Annotated in this window: 20 protein-coding genes; 10 read left to right on the top strand and 10 right to left on the bottom strand. The window is 65.4% G+C overall.

What is annotated here, in order from left to right:
* Positions 1-9 precede the first annotated feature (9 nt).
* Positions 10-2,139, top strand: a complete 2,130-nt coding sequence (locus AC3WOS_RS14100) for a prolyl oligopeptidase family serine peptidase (protein WP_492716646.1) — start codon at positions 10-12, stop codon at positions 2,137-2,139.
* A 51-nt stretch (positions 2,140-2,190) separates the two neighbouring features.
* On the top strand, positions 2,191-2,583 hold the full coding sequence (locus AC3WOS_RS14095; RefSeq protein ID WP_492716645.1) for an MAPEG family protein: 393 nt from the start codon (positions 2,191-2,193) through the stop codon (positions 2,581-2,583).
* Positions 2,584-2,696: 113 nt separating this feature from the next.
* Here the strand turns inward: AC3WOS_RS14095 and AC3WOS_RS14090 are convergent, their stop codons facing one another.
* From AC3WOS_RS14090 to AC3WOS_RS14075, 4 genes are all read right to left on the bottom strand, one after another.
* Positions 2,697-3,455 carry a BON domain-containing protein gene (locus AC3WOS_RS14090; RefSeq protein ID WP_492716644.1) on the bottom strand — a complete coding sequence of 253 codons (759 nt, stop codon included), beginning with the start codon at positions 3,453-3,455 and terminating at the stop codon, positions 2,697-2,699.
* Between the two features lie 131 nt (positions 3,456-3,586).
* Positions 3,587-4,270: a hypothetical protein gene (locus tag AC3WOS_RS14085; protein ID WP_492716642.1), complete on the bottom strand. Its 684-nt coding sequence runs from the start codon at positions 4,268-4,270 to the stop codon at positions 3,587-3,589.
* Positions 4,271-4,427: 157 nt separating this feature from the next.
* Positions 4,428-6,128 carry a DUF8614 domain-containing protein gene (locus AC3WOS_RS14080; RefSeq protein WP_492716641.1) on the bottom strand — a complete coding sequence of 567 codons (1,701 nt, stop codon included), beginning with the start codon at positions 6,126-6,128 and terminating at the stop codon, positions 4,428-4,430.
* 95 nt (positions 6,129-6,223) lie between these two features.
* Entirely contained in the window at positions 6,224-6,823 is a 600-nt protein-coding gene (locus AC3WOS_RS14075; protein ID WP_492716639.1) for a short chain dehydrogenase, read from the bottom strand.
* Between the two features lie 105 nt (positions 6,824-6,928).
* Here AC3WOS_RS14075 and AC3WOS_RS14070 point away from each other — a divergent pair, with 105 nt between their 5' ends.
* Complete coding sequence (locus AC3WOS_RS14070) at positions 6,929-7,840, top strand: LysR family transcriptional regulator (RefSeq protein ID WP_492716638.1); 912 nt, start codon at positions 6,929-6,931, stop codon at positions 7,838-7,840.
* Positions 7,841-8,029: 189 nt separating this feature from the next.
* Here AC3WOS_RS14070 and AC3WOS_RS14065 read toward each other — a convergent pair whose 3' ends face one another.
* From AC3WOS_RS14065 to AC3WOS_RS14055, 3 genes are read right to left on the bottom strand one after another with little or no spacing between them, the layout of a single operon-like run.
* On the bottom strand, positions 8,030-9,502 hold the full coding sequence (locus tag AC3WOS_RS14065) for an efflux transporter outer membrane subunit (protein ID WP_492716637.1): 1,473 nt from the start codon (positions 9,500-9,502) through the stop codon (positions 8,030-8,032).
* A gap of 50 nt (positions 9,503-9,552) precedes the next feature.
* The gene (locus AC3WOS_RS14060; RefSeq protein ID WP_492716635.1) at positions 9,553-11,166 is read right to left on the bottom strand and encodes a DHA2 family efflux MFS transporter permease subunit; all 1,614 of its coding nucleotides are present in this window, start codon (positions 11,164-11,166) and stop codon (positions 9,553-9,555) included.
* A gap of 12 nt (positions 11,167-11,178) precedes the next feature.
* Complete coding sequence (locus AC3WOS_RS14055) at positions 11,179-12,330, bottom strand: HlyD family secretion protein (RefSeq protein WP_492716634.1); 1,152 nt, start codon at positions 12,328-12,330, stop codon at positions 11,179-11,181.
* 128 nt (positions 12,331-12,458) lie between these two features.
* Here AC3WOS_RS14055 and AC3WOS_RS14050 point away from each other — a divergent pair, with 128 nt between their 5' ends.
* From AC3WOS_RS14050 to AC3WOS_RS14035, 4 genes are all read left to right on the top strand, one after another.
* A complete protein-coding gene (locus AC3WOS_RS14050; protein WP_492716633.1) occupies positions 12,459-13,181 on the top strand; it encodes a TetR/AcrR family transcriptional regulator in 723 nt (240 codons plus the stop codon).
* Positions 13,182-13,265: 84 nt separating this feature from the next.
* A complete protein-coding gene (locus AC3WOS_RS14045; protein ID WP_492716631.1) occupies positions 13,266-13,448 on the top strand; it encodes a hypothetical protein in 183 nt (60 codons plus the stop codon).
* 243 nt (positions 13,449-13,691) lie between these two features.
* A complete protein-coding gene (locus AC3WOS_RS14040; RefSeq protein WP_492716629.1) occupies positions 13,692-15,608 on the top strand; it encodes a methyl-accepting chemotaxis protein in 1,917 nt (638 codons plus the stop codon).
* Positions 15,609-15,955: 347 nt separating this feature from the next.
* On the top strand, positions 15,956-17,800 hold the full coding sequence (locus tag AC3WOS_RS14035; RefSeq protein ID WP_492716627.1) for a methyl-accepting chemotaxis protein: 1,845 nt from the start codon (positions 15,956-15,958) through the stop codon (positions 17,798-17,800).
* 66 nt (positions 17,801-17,866) lie between these two features.
* Here the strand turns inward: AC3WOS_RS14035 and lpdA are convergent, their stop codons facing one another.
* The 3 genes from lpdA to aceE are packed head-to-tail and all read right to left on the bottom strand — an operon-like array spanning position 17,867 to position 24,046.
* Positions 17,867-19,657, bottom strand: coding sequence for a dihydrolipoyl dehydrogenase (gene lpdA / locus AC3WOS_RS14030; RefSeq protein WP_492716626.1), 1,791 nt, complete (start codon positions 19,655-19,657; stop codon positions 17,867-17,869).
* A gap of 12 nt (positions 19,658-19,669) precedes the next feature.
* Positions 19,670-21,328 (bottom strand): dihydrolipoyllysine-residue acetyltransferase, encoded by a 1,659-nt coding sequence (gene aceF, locus AC3WOS_RS14025; protein WP_492716624.1) that lies wholly within the window; start codon positions 21,326-21,328, stop codon positions 19,670-19,672.
* A gap of 21 nt (positions 21,329-21,349) precedes the next feature.
* Positions 21,350-24,046 carry a pyruvate dehydrogenase (acetyl-transferring), homodimeric type gene (gene aceE / locus AC3WOS_RS14020; RefSeq protein ID WP_492716622.1) on the bottom strand — a complete coding sequence of 899 codons (2,697 nt, stop codon included), beginning with the start codon at positions 24,044-24,046 and terminating at the stop codon, positions 21,350-21,352.
* A gap of 345 nt (positions 24,047-24,391) precedes the next feature.
* Between aceE and AC3WOS_RS14015 the strand changes: the two genes are divergently transcribed.
* The 3 genes from AC3WOS_RS14015 (at position 24,392) to folD (ending at position 26,071) form a co-directional block, all read left to right on the top strand.
* Positions 24,392-24,670 (top strand): type II toxin-antitoxin system Phd/YefM family antitoxin, encoded by a 279-nt coding sequence (locus AC3WOS_RS14015; RefSeq protein WP_492716621.1) that lies wholly within the window; start codon positions 24,392-24,394, stop codon positions 24,668-24,670.
* Positions 24,667-25,086, top strand: a complete 420-nt coding sequence (locus AC3WOS_RS14010) for a type II toxin-antitoxin system VapC family toxin (protein ID WP_492716619.1) — start codon at positions 24,667-24,669, stop codon at positions 25,084-25,086. Before AC3WOS_RS14015 ends, AC3WOS_RS14010 begins: the two co-directional genes overlap by 4 nt.
* A gap of 139 nt (positions 25,087-25,225) precedes the next feature.
* Complete coding sequence (folD, locus tag AC3WOS_RS14005; protein WP_492716617.1) at positions 25,226-26,071, top strand: bifunctional methylenetetrahydrofolate dehydrogenase/methenyltetrahydrofolate cyclohydrolase FolD; 846 nt, start codon at positions 25,226-25,228, stop codon at positions 26,069-26,071.
* Positions 26,072-26,190: the final 119 nt, after the last annotated feature.

Genomic DNA, 26,190 nt, shown 5'->3' with positions numbered 1-26,190 from the left:
GTGCCGATCATGATGTTGTCCCGTCCCCGCCAGCCCTTGCTGGCCCTGCTTCTGGCCGCCGCCTTCGCCGGCCCCGCTCCTGCCGCTCCTGCCACCCCGTCCGCCCCTGCCGCCCCGCACGCCATCACGCACGAAGACGTGTGGCTGATGAAGCGGGTGGGCGCGCCCGTCCCCAGCCCGGATGGCAAATGGGCCGTGTTCTCCGTCACGGACACGGCCTATGACAGCAAGGAGCAATGGTCGGACCTGTGGATCAAGTCGCTCGCGGACGACACTGCGGCCCGCCGCCTCACGTTCAGCAAGGGCGGCGAAGGCGGTGTCAGCTGGTCGCCCGACAGCCGCCAGCTGCTGTTCACGGCCAAGCGCGACGGCGACGAGGCGGCCCAGGTCTACCGCCTGGACGTGGCGGCCGGCGGCGAAGCCCAGCGCCTGACCACGCTCACCCTGGGCGCCCGCCTGCCCAAGTGGAGCCCGGACGGCAAGCAGTTGCTGTTTACCAGCGACATCTTCCCCGGCAACGCCAGCGAGGCGGACGTCAAGCAGTCGGCCAAGGAACGCAAGGACCGCAAGTACAGTGCGCGCGCCTACGATTCCTTCCCGCCGCGCTATTTCGACCATTGGCTGGACGACAAGCAAGTGCGCCTGTTCGTGATGGACGCCCAGCCCGGCGCCGTGGCGCGCGACCTGCTGGCCGGCAGCGCGCTGGCCGCCCGGCCCGGCTTTGGCGGTGCCCAGGGCGATGACGGCCAGTCGCTCGACGCCCTGTGGGCGCCGGACGGCAAGGCCGTCGTGTTCGCCGCCAGCACCAACTGCCACGAGGCGGCCAGCGCGCCCACCACCACCCAGCTGTACGCCGTGGCCGTGGCCGGCGGCGAGCCGCAAGCCCTCACGGCGGACAGCCACAGCTACCACGGCATGCAGTTCGCGCCGGACGGCAAGACCCTGTTCAGCCTGACGGAAGCGGAGACCGAAGGCAAGGTCTACGACCTGACCCGCCTGGCCAGCCTGCCCTGGCCCGTGGGCAAGGCCCAGCCCACCATCGTGACGGCCGGCCTGGACCGTTCTATTTCCCGCTACGCCCTGCCCGAAGGCGGCAAGCGCCTCTATTTCAGCTACGAGCACGCCGGACTGGAACAGCTGCATTCGATGGCCTACGACGGCGGCGCCATGCGCGACGAGCCGTCGGCCGCCACCGGCAGCATCAACGCGCTGCGGGCCGGCGGCAAGGCGCTGGTGGGCGTGTGGGAATCGTCCGTCAATCCGCCGGAAGTGTTTGCCTTCGGCGGCGCCCAACCGAAGCGGCTGACGGCCTTCAATACGGAGCGGGCCGCCGCCATCGACTGGCAAGCACCCGAGCACTTCTGGTTCCAGGCCGCCGACGGGCGCCGCATCCACAACATGCTGGTCAAGCCGCCCGGTTTCGATCCGCACAAGAAATACCCGCTGTTTGCCGTGATCCACGGCGGCGCGGCCAATATGTGGCGCGACCAGTTCGTGCTGCGCTGGAACTACCACCTGCTGGCCCAGCCCGGCTACGTGGTACTGCTGACGGACTACAAGGGGTCGACCGGCTATGGCGAGGAATTTGCCCGCGCCATCCAGTTCGACCCGCTGAAGGGACCCGCCGACGAGCTGAACCAGGCGGTCGATGCGGCCATCAAGAATTACGCCTATATCGACGGCGACAAGCTGGCCGCTGGCGGCGCCAGCTACGGCGGCCACCTGGCCAACTGGCTGCAAGCGACCACCACGCGCTACAAGGCCATCGTCTCGCATGCCGGTGAAATGGATCTGGTGATGCAGTGGGGCACCAGCGACAGCATCCACAACCGCGAAACCAACAGCGGCGGCCCCGTCTGGGGCGACTTGCCCGTGTGGCGCGAGCAAAGCCCCGTCATGCAGGCCGGCAATCACGACAAGGGCACGGGCTTCCTCACCCCCATTTTGATTTCCGTGGGCGAGCTCGACTACCGGGTGCCGGCCAACAACGCGCTGATGAATTTCGCCACCCAGCAGCGCCTGCATGTGCCGAGCAAGCTGCTGGTGTTCCCGGACGAGAACCACTGGATTTTGAAAGGCGAGAACAGCCGCTACTTCTACAGCGAAGTCCACGGCTGGCTGGCAAAATACCTGAAATAAGCGCAGGCGAAAACGCTATAAACGATTTATATCGATAACCAAGGAGACAAGATGACGATAGCAAACTGGGCGATTCTGGGCGCATGCCTGCTGCCGACGATGACGGTGGGCATGGCGAAGGTTGCCTCGTTCAGCCAGCCGGACCGCAAGGCCCGCTACGACAACAACCACCCGCGCGACTGGGAAAGCAAGCTGACGGGCTGGCAGGCACGGGCCAACGCGGCCCAGAACAACGGCTTCGAAGCGCTGCCGCTGTTCATCGCCGCCGTCCTGTTGGCACAGCTGGCCCATGCCGACCAGGGCCGCATCGACTTGCTGGCCTTGAGCTTCATCGGCATCCGCATCGCCTATGTGGCCGCCTACCTGGCCAACCAGGGCACGCTGCGCACCCTGATCTGGGGCGCCGGCCTGGCCACCAACATTGCGTTGCTGGCCATGGCCTGAAACCGGACCTGAAGCGAGGCCGGCCGGTCTCGCGCCAGACATGGCGACAGCGCGAGTCGCCCCAGGCGGTCCGCGCTGTCCTGCCAGCCCTGGTCCTGCTTAATGCTGACGACTTACTTCTGGTCGATTTTCTTATCGACACGCAACGCACTTTGCACCTGGGTCACCCCCTTCACATTGCGCGCCACTTCAACGGCTTTGTCCACTTCCGTCTGCGACGGCACAAAGCCGCTCAGGCTGACCACACCCTGATTGGTTTCCACGTGCACGTCCAGCGACTTGAGGTTAGGCTCCTTGAGCAGTTCGGCCTTGACCTTGGTCGTGATGACGGAATCGGCCACCGTATTCCCCGCCATTTCAGTCTTGGTGCGTGCCAGACAGGAGGCCTTGCTGGTTCCCGTCATGGTGTTGCAATCTTCACCCGTCTGCGCCACCTCGGCCGCATGCTTCTCGGCCTTGGCATCGGCGATGGCCGCCACTTGCGCGGACTTGGCCGTGCTCAGGCAGCTGCGCTTTTCCGTACCGGACATGTCGGCGCATTTGGCCTTGGCCAGGTCATATTCCGCGTCGGCCACGGCGATTTCCGCCTTCTGCACCGACTTCTTGTCGTTCTTGTACTGCACCACAGCATCGGACTCGGTGTGGGCGCGGGCCGCCTTGGCTTGCTCCACGCAGATATCCTTGGCGTTGCCGGAATGCTTATCGCACTGGCTCCTGGCCATCTTGTAGTCATTGGCCGCCTTGTCCATCATCTGCTTGTAGGCCACGGTGTCCATATGGGGCGTGGTGGCGGCGGGCATGGCCGGGTCCGGCTCGGCGGCAAAACTGGCGCTGGCAAAGCCTGCCAGCATGATGAAGATAAGCTTGTTCATGGTGTGTGTTCCTTATCAGTGGTTGACATGCTGATTAAATCCTCGCGACAGCAGCTCCTCTGTGCGAGAACGAACACAATCGGGGAATTTGCGACGAATAGGCTAAGGAACAACACAACGCTTGTGGTGGATCAATCGCTATCCAATAAACCTTTGCTCCACAGCATGGACACCTGCTCGAACAGGGGGGAGGAAACGGAAAACACGGCGCGGTCCGGCGCCAGCTGCAACCACGCGCCGGTGTCGTGCGAGCCACCGGCGGCCGGCTGGCGCACCTGGCGCATCCAGCGGTAGACCTGGCTGTACTGGGCCGGATGGCGGCGCGCCGTCCAGGCCAGCGCCAGCAGGTCGGCATAGCCTTCCTCACGCTGCGTGGCGCGCTGCACGCGGGCCTGCTCCAGCAGGTCGGCCGCGGAGGCCTGCTGCTGCCCCACTTCGACAAAGCCGGCCGGCAGCACATGCCACTGGTGATGGACGTAGCGCCAGCAGTGACCGATTTCGTGCGCCGTCATGGCTTCGATCAGGATGGCGCGCTGCCCTTCCGGCACACCGTCGAGCACGCTTTCGGCGGCGGGATTGCCGCGCATGGACAACACCAGCTTGCAGCGCCCATCGTCGAAGCCCAGCGCCAGCGGCACGTCGTTGGGCCCCGCCTGCGGCTGCACCGTGATATCGATCGGCAAGCCCAGCTCCTGCTTGGCGTAGCTGAGCGCGGGCAGGCCGGCCGTCAGCCAGCGCGTTTCCAGCTCGGTGAGCTGGGCCGCGCCTGCCAGGCCTGGCAACAACAGCAACAGGGATAAGGGGGGCTTGAACATGGCTGGATTCCTGAGTCGGACTCTAGCATGCTGCAGGCGCAAAAATTTACCTTGCGGAAGGTTTTTTTCTACGTAGAAAAATTGGAATGATTTTATGTCAGCAAACAGCGTAGCGGCCGCGGGGGCCGCTACGCTTGTCACCCTGACAAGGACCGGCTTACTTGCCCAGCAGCGCCTGCGCCGTCGGGAACGAAGGACGGATATCGTTGGGCACGGCCTTCATCTTGTCGAGCGCCTTCTGCACGTCGGGACGGATGACGACGTACTTGCTCATCATGGCCTGGGCGCGCGCATAGTCGCCCGTGGCTTCGATGGTGAGGAACTCACGGTCGAGGTCGGCAACGGCTTGCTTGATCTTGCCGTAGTTCACCGCGAAGGTGCCGTCGCCATGCGACACGAAGCCGCCCTTGTCGAGCAGGTAGTTGATCTGGATCGCCATGCCGCGCGCGTGCGAATCGGTCAGGCCGAAATGCAGCGTACGGAAGCCCGACGCCAGGAAGGTGGTGTAGAGCTTGCGCTCGGCCGCCTCGCCCTGCCCCAGCGCGCCGGCCAGCTGGCCCTTGTCCATCATGTAGGCCAGCGCGTACAGGCCGGTGATGTCGGCCTTCGCTTCCTCGATGGTGGAATAGGCTTCCTTCAGATCCTGGCGCGGGGTGGAGGCGGCGCCGTTGGCGCGCGTGATGTGCGGGCCCAGGCCATGCGTGATTTCATGGGCCAGGATGTGGGTGAAGAAGGAATCGAAGTCCACGTCCTTCTGGTCGGCCGGCTTCAGCACCAGCTTCGAGATGGGCGTCAGGGTGGACTTGAACTTGGCTTGCTGCACGTTCTTCAGCATCACGCGCTTGGAGCCGCGCTGGCTGATGATGCGCTCGTCGTTGGGCAGGTTGTAGGCGGCCGTCTGCACGCCCATGTTGCCGTCGCCGGCGCCGTACACCTCGTTCACCACCACCATGGGCGCCAGCGCGCCGACCTTGGGATTGCGGTACTGCGCGTCCAGCGGCAGGTTGTCTTCCAGCTCCTGCATGTGCTTGGCAAAGAAGTCCAGCTTCTGCGTTTCCTTCTGGTCGCGGATGTTGACGTAGGCTTCGAACGCGGCCTTGTAGCCGAACAGTTCGTCGTTGTAGGTCTCGTACGGGCCGATGGTCACGTCGACCGGCGAATCGAGATCCATCCATGCGAAATCGGAGGCCAGGTAATCGTTCGACAGCACGGCGTCCGCGCGCAAGGTGAGGAATTTCTTGAGCGACGCATTGTCCGTGGCGGCCGCCGCTTCCTTGAGCAGCGCAGCCAGGCGGGTCAGCTCAGCCTGGTATTCCTCGGCATAGGGCACCGTCTTGAACTTGCCGTCCGCGCCGGCACGGATGACGGTGTAGAACCATTGCGCCTGTTCCTTGTCCGCGGCCGGCAGGCCGTTGATCCACGTTTCCAGCGCCTGCTTGGAGGCGCCGGCCGGGTAGAAGTTGCCCGCCGCCGGTTTGGTGGCAGGAATGGCGATGCCGGCCAGCTGGGCCGGCAGGAAGGAGGCGTTGCCATCGATGATGGACCATGGCCCCTTGTTGAGCCAGAAGTAGTTCAGGCGCGCCTTGCCCAGCGGTGTGGTGTCGCGCTGCAGGGCGGCCCACAGGGCTTCGTTCTGCGGCCAGCGCTGGCGCAGTTGCAGCAGGTCGACGATCTTGGCCGCCTCGATCAGCTTGGCGATGGCTTGCTTGTCGCCGGCCGACAGGTGCGCCGTGTCGGCCGTCAATGCGACGGGCGCGAAGCGCTTGCTCATCTGGTTCAGTTCGGCTTCGGTGGCCGGCGCGGCCGACGCACTGACTGCGCTGGCAGCCAGCAACAGGGGGAACAGCATGGTTTTCATGGAGCCTCGGAATGGTGGATCGGAAGAGCGGCACCATGCACGCTCTTCGATATGGGCACGTATTGTAATCCCACCAAGGTTGCACCGGACCAAACTTACCAGGCGCGGTAGACCTGCCCCGTCTGCGCCCCTTCCACGCTGCGGCTGTAGGCCAGCGCCGCGCGGCTGGCGGCCACCGGCTCGAAGCCGCGGAAGAACGGCGCGTACTTGTCCATCGATTCCTGCAGCACCGTGGGGCTGACGACGTTGATGCGCAGGCCGCGCGGCAGTTCGATGGCGGCCCCCCGCACAAAGCCTTCCACCGCAGAATTGACCATGCTGGCGCTGGCGCCGTAGCGGATCGGCTGTTCCGACACGATGCCGCTGGTGAGCGTGATGGAGCCGCCATCGTTCAGGCATTCCTGCGCCACCAGGGCCACGTTGACCTGCCCCATCAGCTTGCTGTCCAGGCCGATGCGGAACTGCTCGGGCGTAAATTCGGCCAGCGGCCCGAAATGCAGCGCGCCGGCCGTCACCACCACGGCATCGGCCTTGCCCACCCTGGCGAACAGGCTGCGCACCTGGCCGATGTCGGCCATGTCCGCCTGATACTGGCCGCTGCTGGCGCCGACGGTAATGATGTCGTGGCGCTGGCCCAGCTCTTCCACCACGGCCTGGCCCACTGCGCCGGTGGCGCCGATCACGATCACTTTCATTTGCTGCTCCTTGTCTGGTTGGTGAGTGCAAGCAGTATGGCGCCAAGCGAAAAAGGAATAAATGCGCTAGGATTTAGATCATTACTAAACTACAGTTAGCAATCGATGGACAAGCTACGCAGCATGGCAATTTTCGTGGCCGTGGTCGACGCCGGCAGTTTCACGGCCGCCGCCGCCGCTTTCCGCCTCTCGCCCGTCATGGTGGGCAAGCACATCGCCCAGCTGGAGCAGACGCTGGGCGCGCGCCTGCTCACGCGCACCACGCGGCGCCAGAGCCTGACGGAGATCGGGCTGCAGTACGTGGAGCAGTGCCGCGCCATCCTGGCCCAGATCGAGGCGGCCGAGACGGGCGCGGCGGCCATGCGCGCCGGCGCGCGCGGACGGCTCAAGATCACGGCGCCCGTCTCGTTCGGCGCCGAATGGCTCAGCCCCGCCATCACGGAATACCTGGAGCGCCACCCGGAAGTGAGCGTGGACCTGAGCCTGAACGACCGTCTGGTGGATCTGGTGGATGAAGGCTACGACCTGGCCGTACGCATCGGCAAGCTGGAAGATTCGACCATGGTGGCGCGCGCCCTGTTCCCGTACGCGATGGTGATCTGCGCAGCGCCGGCCTACCTGGCGCGCCGCGGCACGCCGCGCACGCCCGATGAACTGGTACGGCACGAATGCCTGGACTTCATGCACTGGCCGCACGCCATCCGCTGGCGTTTGCGCGGCGAACAGGGGGGCAACACGGTGCCGCCCAGCCGCTTCCGGGCCAACAACGGCCAGGCCTTGCGCACGGCCGCGCTGCACGGCTTTGGCATCGTGATGCAGGCCGAGGTGCTGCTGGCGCAGGACATCGCGGCCGGACGGCTGGTGCCGATACTGGAGGACTATGTGCCGCTGGCGCGGCCCATGCACCTGGTCTATCCGCGCGACCGCCAGGCCACGCCCAAGCTGACCACCTTCATCGACTTCATGCTGGAACGCTTCGGGCCAGCGGCACGTTTGCCGCTGGCCTCTTCCGCGTAAGGGGGACCGGCGAGCGGCCGGGTTATTGCCCTAATGCCGTCAAGTTAAAGGACCTCTGAGCCGGCTTCGGGGACGAAAATGGGCGAAAATGGGGACGTACCCCTTTTTCGAAAATGGGGACGTACCCCTTTTTTGTCCCCCTTCTTTGAAAATGGGGACGTACCCCTTTTTTGAGGGGGATTGCCCGACTTATTGCGCAGTCTTGACGGCGCCGGTGCTAACGGCCGCCAGCGCCGGCGACGGCTGCCAGCCGGCGCCCAGGGCGCGCGCCACGGACACCGTGGCCAGCAGGCGCTGGGTGTTGATCTGCACGGCGGCGCGGTCGGCCGCCAGCGAGCTGCGCTGGGCGTCCGTCACGTCCAGGTAGGTCGACACGCCACGCTCGTAGCGGGCCCGCGCCACCAGGTAGGCGCGCGCCGCCGCCACTTGCGAGGCCGACTGCGCCTGGCCTTGCAGCTGGCGCTGTTCCGCGTCCGACAGCGCGTCTTCCACTTCGCGCAGGGCCGTCAGCAGCTTGCCCTCGTGGTTGGCCACGGCTTCCTCGTAACGGGCCTTGGCCACGGCCAGGTTGGCCTTGTTGCGGCCACCGTCGAAGATGGGCAGCGACAGCGCCAGCGGACCGACGCTGAACTGGCGCGCGCCGCCCTTGGCCAGCTCGCGCAGGTTCTCGGAAGCGAAGCCGAAATTGCTGGTCAGCGACAGCGATGGATAGAACGCGCCTTCGGCCACGCCGATCTGGGCGTTGGCCGCGCGCAGGTTGGCCACGCTGCCGGCCAGGTCGGGACGCTGGGCCAGCAGGCTGGCCGGCAGGCCGACGGGGATGGCGGGCGGCGCCGGCAGCGCGCCGGCGTTGTCGGCCGCCGGCAGCTGCATGGCCGACGGCGAGGCGCCCACCAGCGTGGCCAGGCTGTGTTCGAGCAGGTTGCGCTGACGCTGCACTTCATGCAGGTCGGCCTGGGCATTGGCGCGTTCGATGCGGGCGCGCGAGACATCGAGTTCGTTCGACAGGCCGGCATTGAAGCGGGCCGTCACCAGTTCTTCCGTCTCGCGGCGGGTATCGAGGGCGCCCTTCAGGATCGCCATTTCCGCATCCATGCCGCGCAGCTGCCAGTAGGTGGTGGCGACCTGCGAGGACAGCAGCAACAGTACGCCGTCGCGGTCCGCTTCGGCCGCCAGGGCCTGCGCGTCGGACGCTTCCACCAGGCGCCGCACGCGGCCCAGCAAGTCCACTTCATACGACAGCGAAGCGCCTACCGTGTACTGGTTGCCCTTGATGGCGCGCCCGCCCAGCGCCAGCGCCTGCGACGTTTCAGCCGAGGTGCGCGAGTTGGCGGCCGAGGTGCTCAGGTTGACCGACGGCGACTGGTTGGCGCGCGTCACATCCGACTGCGCCTGCACCTGCAGCAGGCGCTGGGCGGCGGCCTTCACGCCGGGGTTGTCGCGCAGGGCCGTCTGCTCCAGGCGGTCGAGCGTGGCGTCGCCGAACACGGTCCACCACTGGGCCGGCAGGTGCGCTTCGCTGGCGCTGCCGGCGGCCTGGTGGCGGAAGCTGCTGTCGGCCACGTTCTTCGGCGCGGCGAAGTCGCTGCCCACGGTGGCGCAGCCGGTTACTGCCAGCGCAACGGATGCGGCCAGGGTCAGGCGTTTGAATGCTGTGTACATGGCATTACCTCGGAATCAGTATAAATAGTATGGTTTGTTCTTGATTGTTCTTAATGCGCGCCGCCGCCACCGCCGCTGGACGGGGCCTTGACCTTGTCGGAGAACCACAGCACGAAGATGCAGCCGATCAGCACCGCGCCGACCAGGAAGAAGCCGTCGTTGTAGGCCATCACGTAGGCTTCGCGCCGCACGATGCCGTCCACCGCCTTGAGCGCCATGTCGGACGCCGTATTGGCATCGAAACCCTTGCCGATGAAGGACTGGGTCAGCTGGTCCAGGCGCAGCTGGGTGGCGCTCGAGAAGCTGTTGACCGCTTCGCCCAGGCGCTGCGAGTGGAAGTGCTCGCGCGCGCTGAGCGCCGTGGCCAGCAGGGCGATGCCGATCGAGCCACCCAGGTTGCGGGTCATGTTGATCAGGCTCGAGGCGGACGGCGTGTCCTTGGGCGAGATGCCGTTCATGGCGAAATTCGACAGCGTCAGCATCACGAACGGCTGGCCCGCGGCGCGCACGATCTGCGAGATCAGCAGCTGGTCGTAGCCGGTGGTGGCGTCCATGTAGGCGTTCATCAGGCACGAGCCGCCGAACAGCAGCAGGCCGAAGGTGCACAGGATGCGGTTGTCGACCTTGGACGACAGCTTGGCCACGAACGGCATGATGAACAGTTGCGGCAGGCCGGCCCACATGATCACTTCACCGATCTGCATCGGCGAATAGCCGGCGATCTGGCCCAGGTACAGCGGCAGCAGGAACGAGGAACCGTACAGGCCCATGCCCATGCAGGCCGACAGCGCCGTGGCGGCCACGAAGTTGCGCTGGCCGTACAGACCCAGGTTGACGAAGGGCTGGGCGCGCATGGTGCTGGTGACCACCCAGCCCAGCAGGCCGATGATGGCCAGCGCGGCGAAGGTGACGATGAAGGCCGAATCGAACCAGTCCTTGGAGTTGCCCTCTTCCAGGAACACGGTCAGGCTGCCCAGGCCCACGGCCATGAAGGCGATGCCCAGCCAGTCGGCGTTGAACAGCTGGTCGAGCCGGACCGGTTCGCGGTCCAGGCCATAGGAGATGCCGGCGATCAGCAGCAGGCCGGGCACCCAGTTGATGTAGAAGATGGAAGGCCAGCCGTAGATTTCGCTCAGGTAGCCGCCCAGGGTCGGGCCCATGGACGGGGCCAGCGTGGCCGTCAGGCCGAAGATGGCCATGCCGGTGGCGCGCTTGGAGGCGGGCAGCTTGGCCATCACCAGCGTCATGGCCATGGGGATCAGGGCGCCGCCCGTGAAGCCCTGCAGCATGCGGAAGCCGATCATGCTGGGCAGGTTCCAGGCCGAGCCGCACAGGGTGGAGAACACCAGGAACAATGCCGTGGTGCCCATCATGTAGGCGCGCATGCCGAACACGCGCACCAGCAGCGCCGTCATGGGAATGATGATGATTTCCGCCACCAGGTAGGCGGTGGAAATCCACGAGCCCTCTTCCTGGGTGGCCGACAGCGTGCCGAGGATGTCCTTGAGCGAGGAGTTGGTGATCTGGATGTCGAGCACGGCCATGAAGGCGCCCAGCATGCCGGCCGCGACGGCCATCCAGGTGCGCGCCGAAACGTGCTCGCCCACCATGGGCGGGCCGAGCGGCTTGGCGCCGGGCGGCAGGGTTTGCGTGCTGCTCGTCATGGCCAGTGCTCCTTATTGCTGCGCGACTTTGACGGCCTTGGCGGGCTCGCCCTGGTTCACTTCCACTTCCGCCAGGGCCGACATGCCCGGCACCAGGCGGCCGCTGAGGGCCTTGATGTCTTCCGGCTTGAGCACGATCTTGACCGGCACCCGCTGCACGATCTTGGTGAAGTTGCCGGTGGCGTTATCGGCCGGCAGCAGCGCGAACTGGGCGCCGGAGGCAGGCGAGAAGCTTTCCACCTGGCCCACCAGGCGCTTGCCGGGGATGGCGTCGATGGTGACCTTGACGGGCTGGCCGGCGCGCAGCTCGGCCAGCTGGGTTTCCTTGAAGTTGGCCGTGATCCACACGTTGTCTTGCACGATGGCCGTCAGCTGCTGGCCGGGCTGGACCCGCTGGCCCACTTCCACGGCGCGCTTGCCGATGCGGCCCGTGACGGGCGCCACGATGGTGTTGTAGGCCAGCTGCTGCTGGGCGTCCTTGAGCTGCACGCGCAGCACCTTGACCTGGGCCTTGAGCACGTCGCGCGCGGCCGTGGCGGCGCCGATCTGGGCCTTGGCGGCGGCGGCGCTGTCGCGGCGCGCGGCCAGGTCGGCCACGGCGCTGGAACGGCCGGCGTTGGCCGCGTCCAGTTCGGCCTTGGAGACGGCCTTCATCTGGCTGTTATAGAGCTGGCCGTAACGCTCGGCGTCCTGTTTGGCGCGCAGCAGCTGGGCTTCCGACTGGGCCACCTGGGCCGTGGCGGCGCTGGCCTGGGCTTGCACCTGGGCGATCTGGGCTTCCGACTGGGCCACTTGCTGCTCGGCCGTGTCGATCTGGGCCTGGATCTGCTCGGCCTTGACGCGCTGGTCGAACGGATCGAGTTCGGCGATCACGTCGCCCTCGTGCACCAGCTGGTTGTCCTCGATCAGCACGCGGCTGACCACGCCCGAAATACGGGACGACACCGGGTGCACATGCCCCGTCACATAGGCGTTTTCCGTTTCGACGAAATAATGGCTGCGATACCACATGCGGCCGCCGGCCAGCAAGGCGGCCAGGGCGACCACACCGGCCACCACCAGCACGCGGCGGTTGGGCTGGGGAGCGGCCGGGGTAACGGCCGGGGTAGCACCGGGTATGGCGCTGAGCACTTTTTGTTCTGCTTCGCTGTGCAAGTTGGACATGTGATGCTCCAGAAATGAAATTGGGTAGGAGCATTATTGGCCAGCTTTTCGGCAAAGTCAAGAAATGAAACGATTGCATTTCATTTTAATTTGGACTACATTACAGGCATCGACTACCATAACGCCCCATGAAGATCTCAGCCCCCACCGCCCTGGAACCGGACAGCGTCCAGCCCGACCGTGCCGCCAACGACGCCACCGATGCGCCCTGCGGCGGCAAGGCCGCCGGCCGGCCGCGCGCGGCCGACAAGGAAGCGCGCCTGAAAAGCCTGCTGCAAACGGCCGCCTGCCTGTTCCTGGAAAAAGGTTACAGCAAGGTCAGCCTGGAAATGATCGCCCGCGAAGCCCACGTGGCCGTGCGCACCATTTACGTCAAGTTCGGCGGCAAGGCCGGGCTGCTGAACGCCATCATCGCCGAGGGCCGGGCCCGCTTCTTCGCCGGCATGAGCAGCATGGACACGGACACCCGGCCCATGGAGGAAGTGCTGACCGATTTCTGCCTGCGCTTCCTGGACCTGGTGTCGGCCCCCGCCTTCATCAAGCTGCACCGCATGGTGATCGCGGAAGCGAAGACCACGCCGGAACTGGCCATCACCTTCAACCAGGCCGGGCCGAAGCAGACCCGCGAACAGCTGTCGCGCTTTTTCGCCCGTCCCGAAATCAAGGCCCAGCTGCGCACGCAAGTACCGCACGACGCGCTGGCCGTGCACCTGATTAACTGCCTGCTGGGCGACCAGCTGAGCCGCGCCCTGTTCGGCACCGACGAGCAGCCCACGGCCGAGGAGAACCTGCGCCGCGTGCAACAGGGGCTGGACCTGTTCTTCCATGGCGTGCTGCGTCCGCGCAACTGATACGCGCCCGCCGCGCGCTTGACACAATCCGCTGCACAACATTGCAATTTAGGCCATACTATCTCTTTACCGACAGGAGGCAGCATGAGCAAGTCGAATCGTCTTGAGTGGAGCAGGCAGGTGGCGCAATTGAACGAGCGCATCAAGGGATTCCAGGCCAACCCCGGCCAGGAGCAACTGGAAGCGGCCATCGCCGAACTGCGTGCCTACGCCGAGGCCGCCCGCAGCGGCGGCATCGAGATCCCCACCCGCTTCGTCGCCAACTGACATCCCCCCAACGGCAGTGCCCGCCTTACCCCGCCCCGCGCGGGGTGGGGGCGTTGCCGCGCGCTAAAAACAACACCGCCCCCGCTTCCCCGACCGCCGCACCACCCTAAACTTCAAGCAGTGTAAAAGCGGCCAACGACATATTGAAGACCGTCAAATATGAGCGTATAAAAGTAACATTCACACCGCCTACCCGGTTGTCCGGGGCGCCCCGGCAACCATTTCCCCCGGAAGGACCAGTACATGTATTTCTTGCAGCGTATGCGTCTGTGGCAACGGTTTGCCCTGCTCGGTATCATCGGTATCCTGCTGGTGGCGCCGCCGCTCTACCTCTACCTGCAAGGCGCCAACAAGGACATCGCCTTTTCCGGCACCGAGCAGGAGGGCTTGCAGCCGGGCAGCGCCGTGCTGGCGCTGCTGCAAAAGACCCAGCAGCACCGGGGCCTGTCGGCCGCCTACCTGGGCAACGGCCAGCTGGCAGGCGAACGCGGCAGCAAGGAGGCGGAAGTGAACGCGGCGCTGGCCGCCGTCGTCAAGGCGCTCAAGGGCAGCGACCACGACATCGACGCTGCGCTGGCCGGCGTCAGCCAGGCCTGGGACAGCCTGGCCAAGGGCGTGGCCGCGCGCAGCATCACGCCGGCGGAAAGCCTGCAGCGCCACGCCGCCCAGTCCGACCGCCTGCTGCTGCTGATCGAGCAGGTGGCCGACCGCTACGGCCTGTCACTCGACCCCGACCCCGATACCTACTACCTGATGCGGGCCGTCTACTTCGACCTGCCGCAGGTGACCGAATACCTGGGCCGCATCCGCGCCAAGGCCACCAGCCACCTGGCCGCGCGCCAGATCGACACGGAAGGCCGCTCCACCCTGTACAGCCTGATGGGGCAAAGCGAGCTCTACACCAGCAACACCGGCCGCACCCTGGGCAAGGCCTATGCCGCCAACCAGGCGCTGCGCCAGGCGCTGGACCAGGACGTGACGGCCGCCAGCAGCATGGCCAGCAGCGCCCTCGCCCTCACGCGGACCAAGGTGGCGGCGGCCGATCCGCTCACGCTGGCGCCGGCCGAATACCTCGACACCATGACGCGCACCATCGACCAGCAGTTCAAGGCCGCGTTCGCCGCCAAGCACCAGCTCGACGCGCTGGTGGCGGCCCGCGGCGCCCAGCTGCGCAGCACCCGCAACCTGCTGGCCGGCGTGGTGGCGGCCATCGCCGTGCTGGCCGCCTTGGCCGGCTGGGCCGTCAGCTTCAGCCTGATCCGCCAGCTGGGCGGCGAGCCGGCCTATGTGGCCGACATGCTGGCCCAGGTGGCCGGCGGCGACCTGCGCGCGCAGATCCACGTCAAGCAGCACGACCGCGACAGCGTCGTCCATTGCCTGAAGACCATGGTCGACCGGCTGTCGGCCGTGGTGACGGAAGTGCGCGGCGGGGCCGAGCAGCTGGCCAACGCCTCCAACCAGGTCAGCAGCACGGCCCAGGCCCTGTCGCAATCGACCAGCGAGCAGGCGGCCGGGGTGGAACAGACCAGCGCCTCGGTGGAACAGATGACAGCCTCCATCGCCCAGAACACGGAAAACGCCAAGGTCACGGACGCCATCGCGGCCCAGGCGGCCACCGAGGCTGGTGAAGGGGGCGCGGCCGTGCGGTCGACGGTGACGGCCATGCAGCAGATCGCCAGGAAGATCGCCATCATCGACGACATCGCCTACCAGACCAATCTGCTGGCCTTGAACGCGGCCATCGAAGCGGCCCGTGCCGGCAGCCATGGCAAGGGCTTTGCCGTGGTGGCGGCCGAGGTGCGCAAGCTGGCCGAGCGCAGCCAGGTGGCGGCGCAGGAGATCGAGCAAGTGGCCAGCGGCAGCGTGGCCCTGGCGGAACGGGCCGGCGGCCTGCTGAACCGGATCGTGCCCAACATCAGCAAGACGTCCGAATTGGTGCAGCAGATCACCATGGCCTCGGCCGAGCAGAGTTCGGGCGTACGCCAGATCAACGTGGCCATCAGCCAGCTGAGCCAGACCACCCAGCAGAATTCGGCCAGCTCCGAGGAACTGGCTTCCACGGCCGAGGAAATGAGCAGCCAGGCCGAGGAATTGCAGCAGACCATGTCGTTCTTCAAGGTGATGCCGGAGGCGCACCAGGGACGGCAGGCGGCCGGCTGAGGCGCCGCGGCCGGCCGCGGGCCGGCACTGCCTTGCGCCGAAGGCAACACTGTGCCCGCGGCACAACAGCGCCCCTGCGCGCCCGCCCCATCCGGACCGGCTGGCAGTGAAAATGCGCGACAAGATATATTGAATGCCGTCAAGTTTAAGCGTATAAAAGTGATAGTCACCTCGCCCAACGGGATGGCTGATGGATGACCGGGCAGCCCGCTACTCGGAAGGACTTGCCCCTGTTTCGATTACCGCGCATGGGTCTGCGGCAACGGTCCGCCCCGCTGGCGGCACGGGCCGCGGGCCTTGAGCGACAGCGGGCCCTGCCCTGGCCCACGCATCATCGGGAGAGCATCATGCGCAGCACATTGTCCATCAAGCAGATCTTCGCCGGCTTCTTCATCATTACCCTGACCTTGTCCGCCCTCAGCCTGTGGGCCCTGTTCCAGATCGCGACGCGCCAGGCCGAGTCGACGCGCGCCAGCGAGGCGCGCTACCACTCCTACCTGCTGGCCGACGAACTGCGCCAGAGTTCGGACGACCTGACCCGGCTGGCGCGCACCTACGTAGTGTCGGGCGATCCCCGCTATGAGCAGCAATACATGGACATCCTGGCCATCCGCAACGGCGCCAAGCCGCGCCCCCAGCACTACGAGCGCATTTACTGGGACTTCATCGCGGCCGGCATGGACAAGCCCACGCCCGACGGCGAAACGGTGCCGCTGGCCGACCTGATGCGCAAGGCCGGCTTCACGGACACGGAATTTGACAAGCTCAAGCAAGCGCAAGCCAATTCGGACGGCCTGGTCAAGACCGAAGTGATCGCCATGAACGCCGTCAAGGGCCTGTTCGACGACGGCAGCGGCAAGTTCACCAAGCACGGCGACCCGGACCCGGAACTGGCGCGGCGCATCATGCACGACGCCGAGTATCACAAGAACAAGGCCAAGATCATGCAGCCGGTGAATGAATTCCTCACCATCCTGGACCAGCGCACGGGCGAGGCGGTGACGGCGGCGGCGGCCGGCGCGCGCAACGCCTACCTGCTGGCCATCAGCCTGCTGGTGCTGTCGGTGGTGGCCTCGCTGGTGGGCCTGTACTTCGTGTACCGCCACATCCGCGACAGTATCCGCAACGCCGTGGGCTGCGCGGAAATGATCGCCGCCGGCGACCTGACGGGCCATATCGAAGTCCATGACGGCGACGAGGTGGGCCTGCTGATGCGGGCCATGGACACCATCAACACCAACCTGGCGCGCATGATCGGCAACATCCGCAGCAGCACGGACGAGATGACGACGGCCACCCATGAAATCGCCATGGGCAACGCCGACCTGTCGGCCCGCACCGAGTCGCAGGCCAGTTCGCTCGAGGAGACGGCCAGTTCGATGGAGGCGCTGACGGGCACCGTGGCGCAGAACGCCGGCCACGCGCGCGAAGCGAACCAGCTGGCCGCCAGCGCCTCGAACGTAGCGGCCCAGGGCGGCGAAGTGGTGGCCCAAGTGGTGCAGACGATGGGGGCCATCAAGGACAGTTCAGGCAAGATCGTCGACATCATCGGCGTGATCGACGGCATCGCGTTCCAGACCAATATCCTGGCCTTGAACGCGGCGGTGGAAGCGGCGCGCGCCGGCGAGCAGGGGCGCGGCTTTGCCGTGGTGGCGTCCGAAGTGCGCAACCTGGCCCAGCGCAGCGCGGCGGCGGCCAAGGAAATCAAAGCCCTGATCAACGACTCGGTGGAGCGGGTGGACACGGGCAGCAAGCTGGTCAACGACGCCGGCCAGACCATGGACCAGATCGTGCAATCGGTGCGCCAGGTGGCCGACATCCTGGTCGAGATCACGGCCGCCAGCCAGGAGCAGAGTACCGGCATCACGGAAGTGAACGCGGCCATCACGCAGATGGATGCCATCACCCAGCAGAACGCGGCCCTGGTGGAACAGGCGGCGGCGGCGGCCGAGAGCTTGCAGGAACAGGCGCAGGCGCTGGCCCAGGCGGTCAGCATCTTCCATGTACCGGACGCCTACCATGCGGCGCCGGCCAGGGCGCCGGCGGCCAGGGTCGCCCCGCCCAGCCCCGCGCCGCGCCCGGCCGCGCGTCCCGTGCTGAAGGCGGTCCCGCGCGCCGTCGCGCAGCAGCTGGCTGCCAAGCCGGCCAAGGCGGCCGAGAAAGTGAGCGCGGACCAGTGGGAGGAGTTCTGACCCAATTCCAATAAAAAAACCGGGAACAAGTCCCGGTTTTGTGCCGATACTGCTGGCGCCTGATGCTTAGCGCTTGCGCGGCGGCGGCAGGTCGGTGCAGACGCCTTCGTACACTTCGGCGGCCATGCCGATCGACTCGCCCAGCGTCGGGTGCGGGTGGATGGTCTTGCCGATGTCGGTGCCGTCACAACCCATCTCGATCGCCAGCGCGATCTCGCCGATCATGTCGCCGGCGTGCGTGCCGACCATGGTGCCGCCGATGATGCGGTGCGTCTCGGCGTCGAACAGCAGCTTGGTGAAGCCTTCGGCGCGGCCATTGGCCACGGCGCGCCCGCTCGCGGCCCACGGGAAGTGGCCCTTCTCGACCTTGATGCCCTTGGCTTTCGCTTCGTCTTCGGTGATGCCGGCCCATGCCACTTCCGGATCGGTGTAGGCCACCGATGGAATCACCTTGACGTCGAAGTGCGACTTCTGGCCGGCGGCAGCTTCCGCCGCCACATGGCCTTCATGCACCGCCTTGTGCGCCAGCATGGGCTGGCCCACCAGGTCGCCGATGGCGAAGATGTTGGGCACGTTGGTGCGCATCTGGCTGTCGACCGGAATGAAACCGCGGTCGCTCACCACCACGCCGGCCTTGTCGGCGGCGATCTTCTTGCCGTTCGGGCTGCGGCCCACGGCCACCAGCACCAGGTCGTAGACCTGCGGCGCAGGCGCGGCAGCGCCGGCTTCGGCCGCTTCGAAGGTGACCTTGATCCCTTCCGGCAGCGCTTCCACACCCACCGTCTTGGTCTTGGTCATGATGTTGTCGAAGCGCGCTTCGTTGTACTTCTGCCAGACCTTGACCGCATCGCGGTCGGCGCCCTGCATCAGGCCGTCCATCATTTCGACCACGTCGATGCGCGCGCCGAACGTCGAGTAGACGGTCGCCATTTCCAGGCCGATGATGCCGCCGCCAATGACCAGCATGCGTTTCGGGATCTGGCGCAGTTCCAGCGCGCCGGTCGAGTCGACGATGCGCGGATCTTCCGGCACGAACGGCAGCTTCACCACCGACGAACCGGCGGCGATGATGGCCTGCTTGAACTGCACCACCTTCTTGCTGCCATCCTTGGCCGTCACTTCGATATGGTTCGCGCTCAGGAACTGGCCGACGCCGACCACCACCTGCGTCTTGCGGGCCTTGGCCATGCCGGCCAGGCCGCCGGTCATGTTCTTGATCACGCCTTCCTTGTACTTGCGCACTTCATCGATGTCGATGGTCGGCTTGGCGAAGGTGACGCCGGTCTTGGCCATGTGCGCCGTCTCGTCGATCACCGACGCCACATGCAGCAGCGCCTTGGACGGGATGCAGCCCACGTTCAGGCACACGCCGCCCAGCGTTTCGTAACGCTCGACGATCACGGTGTTCAGGCCCAGATCGGCGGCGCGGAAGGCGGCCGAGTAGCCGCCAGGGCCGCCGCCCAGCACCATCATGTCGCAGTCGATGTCGACGGCGCCGCTGTAGCTGCCGCCGATCGGCGCCACGGCCGGGGTGGCGCTCGGCACTGGTGCTGGTGCCGGCGCTGCCGCTGCCGCTGCCGCGGGTGCAGGTGCGGCTGCGACAGGCGCAGCGGCCGCGCCGCTCGCTTCCACCACCAGCAGCAGGCTGCCTTCCTTGACCTTGTCGCCCACCTTGACCTTGAGTTCCTTGACCACGCCGGCGTGGGTCGAAGGGATCTCCATGCTGGCCTTGTCCGATTCCACCGTCACCAGCGACTGGTCGACCTTGATGGTATCGCCCACCTTGACCATCACCTCGATCACTTCCACTTCGCTGAAGTCGCCGATGTTCGGTACTTTCACTTCCACTGTGCTCATAGATCGCTCCTCTTACAGCAGAATTTTGCGCATGTCGGCCAGCACTTCGCCCAGGTACACGGCAAAGCGCGCACCCATGGCGCCGTCGATCACGCGGTGATCGTAGGACAGCGAGGTACCCATCATCAGGCGCGGCTGGAAGGCCTTGCCGTCCCACACCGGCTTGATCGACGCCTTGGACAGGCCCAGGATCGCCACTTCCGGCGCGTTCACGATAGGCGTGAAGTGCGTGCCGCCGATGCCGCCCAGCGAGGAGATGGTGAAGCTGGCGCCCTGCATGTCGGTCGGTTTGAGCTTGCCTTCGCGCGCCTGTGCCGACAGTTCGCCCATTTCCTTGGCGATCTGCGCCACGCCCTTCTTGTCGGCGTCCTTGATCACGGGGACCACCAGGCCGTTCGGCGTGTCGGCGGCGAAGCCGATGTTGTAGTACTGCTTGAGGATCAGGTTCTCGCCCTTCGCATCCAGCGAAGCGTTAAAGGCCGGGAACTTCTTCAGCGCGGCGACCGACGCCTTGATGACGAAGGCCAGCATGGTCAGCTTGACCGCGTCCTTGTTCTTGGCGTTGGCGGCGTTGGAGTCGACGCGGAATGCTTCCAGGTCGGTCACGTCGGCTTCGTCGAACTGCGTCACGTGCGGGATCATCACCCAGTTGCGGTGCAGGTTGGGACCGCTGATCTTCTTGATGCGCGACAGCGGCAGCAGTTCGGTGGCGCCGAATTTGCTGAAGTCGAGCGACGGCCATGGCAGCAGGTCCAGGCCCACGCCGGTGCCGGCAGGCTTGGCGGCGCCGGCCGGAGCGGCCACGGTGCCGGCCATCACGCCCTTGACGTAGTTCTGCACGTCGAGCTGGGTGATGCGGCCCTTGGGACCGGAGCCGGGCACCAGGCCCAGGTCCACGCCCAGTTCGCGGGCGAACTTGCGGATCGACGGCGAGGCGTGCGACAGCTTGCCGGTCGCGACCGAGCCGGCCGATGCGGCAGGCGCGGCGGCGGCAGCGGACGTTGCAGCGGCGGCGGCAGGTGCGCTGGCGGCCGGCGCGGCAGCGGCGGCAGGAGCCGATGCTGGTGCCGATGCGGCAGGCGCCGCGCCGCCGGTCGCTTCGACCACCAGCACCAGCGAGCCTTCAGCGACCTTGTCGCCGACCTTGACCTTGATTTCCTTGACCACGCCGGCGTGGCTGGACGGGATCTCCATGCTGGCCTTGTCCGATTCGACGGTGATCAGCGACTGGTCGACCTTGACGGTATCGCCCACCTTGACCATCACTTCGATCACTTCCACTTCCTTGAAGTCGCCGATATCGGGCACCTTCACGTCGACCGGGCCGGCCGATGCGGCAGGGGCGGCGGCAGCGGCGGGCGCCGGGGCAGCAGCTGCGGCGGGCGCAGGTGCGGCAGCGGCGGCCGGGGCCGCGGCGGGTGCGGCGGCGGCGCCTTCGGCCTCCACCAGCAACAGCAGTGTACCTTCAGCCACCTTGTCGCCTACCTTGACCTTGATTTCCTTGACCACGCCGGCGTGGCTGGACGGAATCTCCATGCTGGCCTTGTCCGATTCCACGGTGATCAGCGACTGATCCACCTTGATCGTATCGCCGACCTTGACCATCAGTTCGATGACTTCGACTTCCTTGAAATCGCCGATATCCGGGACTTTAACTTCCACAATGCTCATAGCGTTTGCTCCGTATTCTGTTTATTGGGTCACCGGATTTGGCTTGTTGGCGTCGATGCCGTACTTGGCAATCGCCTGCTCCACCACGGACACGTCGATCTTGCCTTCTTCGCTCAGCGACTTCAGGGCGGCGACCGTGATGTAGTAACGGTTCACCTCGAAGAACTCACGCAGCTTGGCGCGGCTGTCCGAGCGGCCGAAACCGTCGGTGCCCAGCACGCGGTAGGTGCGGTTCTTCGGCACGAAGGCGCGGATCTGTTCCGCAAAAGCGCGCATGTAGTCGGTGGTGGCGATGATCGGACCTTCGGTGCCCTGCAGGCAGGAGGTGGCGTACGGTACGCGCTGTTCCTTGCCAGGGTTGACCAGGTTCCAGCGTTCGCAATCCTGGCCGTCGCGGGCCACCAGCGTCAGCGACGGAGCGGACCACACGTCGGCGGCGATGTTCCAGTCGTTCTTGAGCAGTTCGGCGGCGAAGATCGATTCGCGCAGGATGGTGCCCGAGCCGATCAGCTGCACGCGCTGCTTGGCCTTCTTGTCGCCTTCCTGCAGCAGGTACATGCCCTTCAGGATGCCCGCTTCCTGGCCGGCCTTCAGGCCTGGGTGCGGATAGTTCTCGTTCATGATGGTGATGTAGTAGAACACGTCTTCCTGTTCCGCCACCATGCGGCGCAGGCCGTCCTGGATGATGACCGCCACTTCATGCGAGAAGGTCGGATCGTACGGCACGCAGTTCGGAATGGTGGCAGCGATGATGTGGCTGTGGCCATCTTCGTGCTGCAGGCCTTCGCCGTTCAGCGTGGTGCGGCCGGCGGTACCTGCCATCAGGAAGCCGCGGGCGCGCATGTCGCCTGCCGCCCAGGCCAGGTCGCCGATACGCTGCATGCCGAACATCGAGTAGAAGGTGTAGAACGGCACCATCACGCGGTTGTTGGTCGAGTACGACGTGGCCGCCGCGATCCACGAGCTCATGCCGCCCGCTTCGTTGATACCTTCTTGCAGGATCTGGCCGGCCTTGTCTTCGCGGTAGTACATCACCTGGTCCTTGTCGACCGGCTCGTACAACTGGCCCTGCTGGTTGAAGATACCGATCTGGCGAAACAGGCCTTCCATACCGAAGGTACGGGATTCATCGACCAGGATAGGCACCACGCGCTGGCCCAGGTTAGGGTCTTTCAGCAGCGCGGTGATGATGCGCACGTAGGCCTGGGTGGTCGAGATCTCGCGGCCTTCCGGCGTTGCGTCGAGCACGTTCTGGAACGAAGCCAGTGCCGGCACCGGCAGCGATTCCTCCGCCTTTTCGCGGCGCTGCGGCAGGTAGCCGCCCAGCGCGGCGCGGCGCTCGTGCAGGTATTTCATTTCCGGCGAATCGTCGGCCGGCTTGAAGAACGGGATCTCGGCCAGCTTGTCGTCCGGGATAGGCAGGGCGAAGCGGTCGCGCATTTCGCGGATCGCCTCGTCGTCCAGCTTCTTGGTCTGGTGCGCGGTATTGCGCGCCTCGCCCGACTTGCCCATGCCGAAGCCCTTGACGGTCTTCACCAGCAGCACGGTCGGCTGACCCTTGTGTTCCTGCGCGACCTTGAAGGCGGCGTAGATCTTGTGCGGATCATGGCCGCCGCGGGTCAGGCGCCAGATGTCGTCGTCGGTCATGTTGGCGACCATTTCCAGCAGCTTGGGGTGCTTGCCGAAGAAGTGCTTGCGCACGAAGGCGCCGTCCTTGGCCTTGTAGTTCTGGTATTCCCCGTCCACGGTTTCCATCATCACGCGCTGCAGGATGCCGTCCTTGTCCTTGGCCAGCAGCTCGTCCCAGCCCGGGCCCCAGATGACCTTGACCACGTTCCAGCCGGCGCCGCGGAAGTCCGCTTCCAGTTCCTGGATGATCTTGCCGTTGCCGCGCACCGGACCGTCCAGGCGCTGCAGGTTGCAGTTGACGACGATGACCAGGTTGTCCAGGCGTTCGCGCGCGGCCATGCCGATCGCGCCCATCGATTCCGGCTCGTCCATCTCGCCGTCGCCGCAGAAGGCCCACACCTTGCGGTTGGCCGTGTCGGCGATCGAGCGCGCGTGCAGGTACTTCAGGAAGCGCGCCTGGTAGATCGCCATCAGCGGGCCCAGGCCCATGGACACGGTGGGGAACTGCCAGAACTTCGGCATCAGTTTCGGGTGCGGGTAGGACGACAGGCCCTTGCCGTCGACTTCGCGGCGGAAGTTGAGCAGCTGCTCTTCCGACAGCCGACCTTCCAGGAAGGCGCGCGCGTACACGCCGGGCGAGGAGTGGCCCTGGATGTACAGCAGGTCGCCGCCATGGCCGTCGGTGGGCGCGTGCCAGAAGTGGTTGAAGCCGATGCCCAGCATGTTGGCCAGCGAGGCGAAGCTCGACAGGTGGCCGCCCAGGTCGCCGTCGGCGCGGTTGGCCTTGACCACCATGGCCATCGCGTTCCAGCGCATGTAGGAGCGCAGGCGCTCTTCCAGTTCCAGGTTGCCGGGGCAGTGCGCTTCCTGGTGTTGCGGGATGGTGTTGACGTAGGCCGTGTTGCTGGAAAACGGAATCTGGGCGCCGCGGCGGCGTGCCAGGTCAACCAGACGTTCCATCAGGTAGTGCGCCCGGTCAGGACCCTCTTGTTCCAGCACCGATTCCAGTGCATCAAGCCATTCTTTGGTTTCTTGCGAATCAGGGTCGATGGCGGTGAGCGCCGTTACCTGGTCAAGTTGAGCTGACATGTATTAAGTCTCCTGTGTGAATGCCTTGATCCAGGGATCCGGGCGGACGGTGCTGCGCTGATTATTTACCAATACGACAATTTAGTGGGTAGATTCTAACAGCACTTTTCGGCTTTTTCAAATTGCGATATGAGTTTTTATAATGTGAAATGCGATGTCTCTTTTTTTCACGACGGGTGCTGCGTCGCAGCATGCGCGACGAATGGAAAATCAGCGAAAATGAGGAAATAATGCCCGCCGCTAAAGGAAGAAGAGCAAAATCGCCGGTTGTATAGTCTGCCCTTGACAGACACGATCGCGAGGAATAGTGCAGCCACGTGGTCATTTTCAGAGCAACGGATTACAATGAACCAGCTCATGAACCAGTTTAGGAATGTCATGTTCCAGGAAATCGGCGCCTTCGATGCCAAAGCCAAACTGTCGGAACTGCTGCGCGCAGTAGGACAAGGGCAGCGCTATACGATCACGGTCCGGGGAAAACCTGTCGCCGATCTCGTTCCAAGCAAAAAGACAACCGCACAGGCCGATGTGCATGCGGCGGTCGCCGCCATGCGGGCATTCAAGAAAATTCAGGGAGTTACCACATCGGAAGTGGAAGCAATGATAGGGGAAGGCCGTCGATGACCTTGGTCATCGATGCTTCCATGGCGTTGGCGTGGATATTCGCGCGTGAAAAGCCGGAAGAAGCCGTCTGCGCCGACCTGGCCTTGCAGGCAACAGCTGAAATGGCAACGATAGTCCCTTCGCTTTGGCACACGGAAGTCGCGAACGCCCTGCTGGTTGGCGAGCGACGCAAGATCATCACGGAGGCGCAGTCGATTGACTTTCTGGCGCGCCTCGCTCGCCTGCCTGTCACGGTTGACAACTTGCCGACGTTCTCGCGCCGCGATCAGGTCATGGCGTTCGCCAGGCAATATGAACTGACCGCGTATGACGCCACCTACCTCGAATTGGCGCTGAGGGAAGGTGCGACACTGGCGACGTTCGACAACAGGCTCGCGACAGCAATGCGGCGCGCGGGCGGCGCCTTGTTCGCTTAATCGGGCTGAGCTGATGTCACCGCAATAATTGCCTTCATAAGAGGAATATGAGCGAGCGCTTGCCCACTTCGCACGCGGATTGGTCTCCCTCCCCTGCGCGGCTTTATAATCTTGGTTTTCCCTCCAACCTGCCAAAATCATGCCTGCTCAACTGATCGACGGAATCGCCCTCTCCCAAAAACTGCGTGGTGAAATAGCCACGCGCGCCGCCGCGCTCACGGCCAAGGGCAAGCAGCCCGGCCTGGCCGTGATCCTGGTCGGCGAAGACCCGGCCAGCCAGGTCTACGTGCGCAACAAGGTCAAGGCTTGCGGCGACGTGGGCTTCCACTCGGTGCTGGAAAAGTACGAGGCCGACCTGTCCGAGGCGGCCCTGCTGGCCCGCATCGCCAAGCTCAACGCCGACCCGGCCATCCACGGCATCCTGGTGCAGATGCCGCTGCCCAAGCACATCAACCCGCACAAGGTGATCGAAGCGATCTCCACCACCAAGGACGTGGACGGCTATTCCGTGCTGAGCGCCGGCGAACTGATGACGGGCCTGGAAGGCTTCCGCCCCTGCACGCCGTACGGCTGCATGAAGCTGATCGAATCGACCGGCATCGACCTGCGCGGCAAGCACGCCGTCGTGATCGGGCGCAGCAACACGGTGGGCAAGCCGATGGGCCTGCTGCTCTTGCAAGCCAACGCCACCGTCACCATCTGCCATAGCGCCACGCCGGACCTGGGTGTGCATACCCGCCAGGCGGACGTGGTGGTGGCCGCCGTGGGCCGCCGCAACACGCTGACGGCCGACATGGTCAAGCCGGGCGCCATCGTGATCGACGTGGGCATGAACCGCGACGACGCGGGCAAGCTGTGCGGCGACGTCGACTTCGCCGGCGTCAAGGAAGTGGCATCGCACATCACGCCCGTGCCGGGCGGCGTGGGTCCGATGACCATCACCATGCTGCTGATGAACACGGTGGAAGCGGCCGAGCGCCTGTAATCAGTACGTTGTTCCCGCCAGTACGGCGGGAACCCATGCCCAGCCTGCTACTCACGGTGGCAAACTGGGCATGGAGCCCCGCCAACCGCGGGGACGACGCCGAACGATCACATTGGAAC

It is taken from the genome of Rugamonas sp. FW305-51, assembly GCF_058786935.1.
This window is presented reverse-complemented; position numbering and strand designations above follow the sequence as displayed.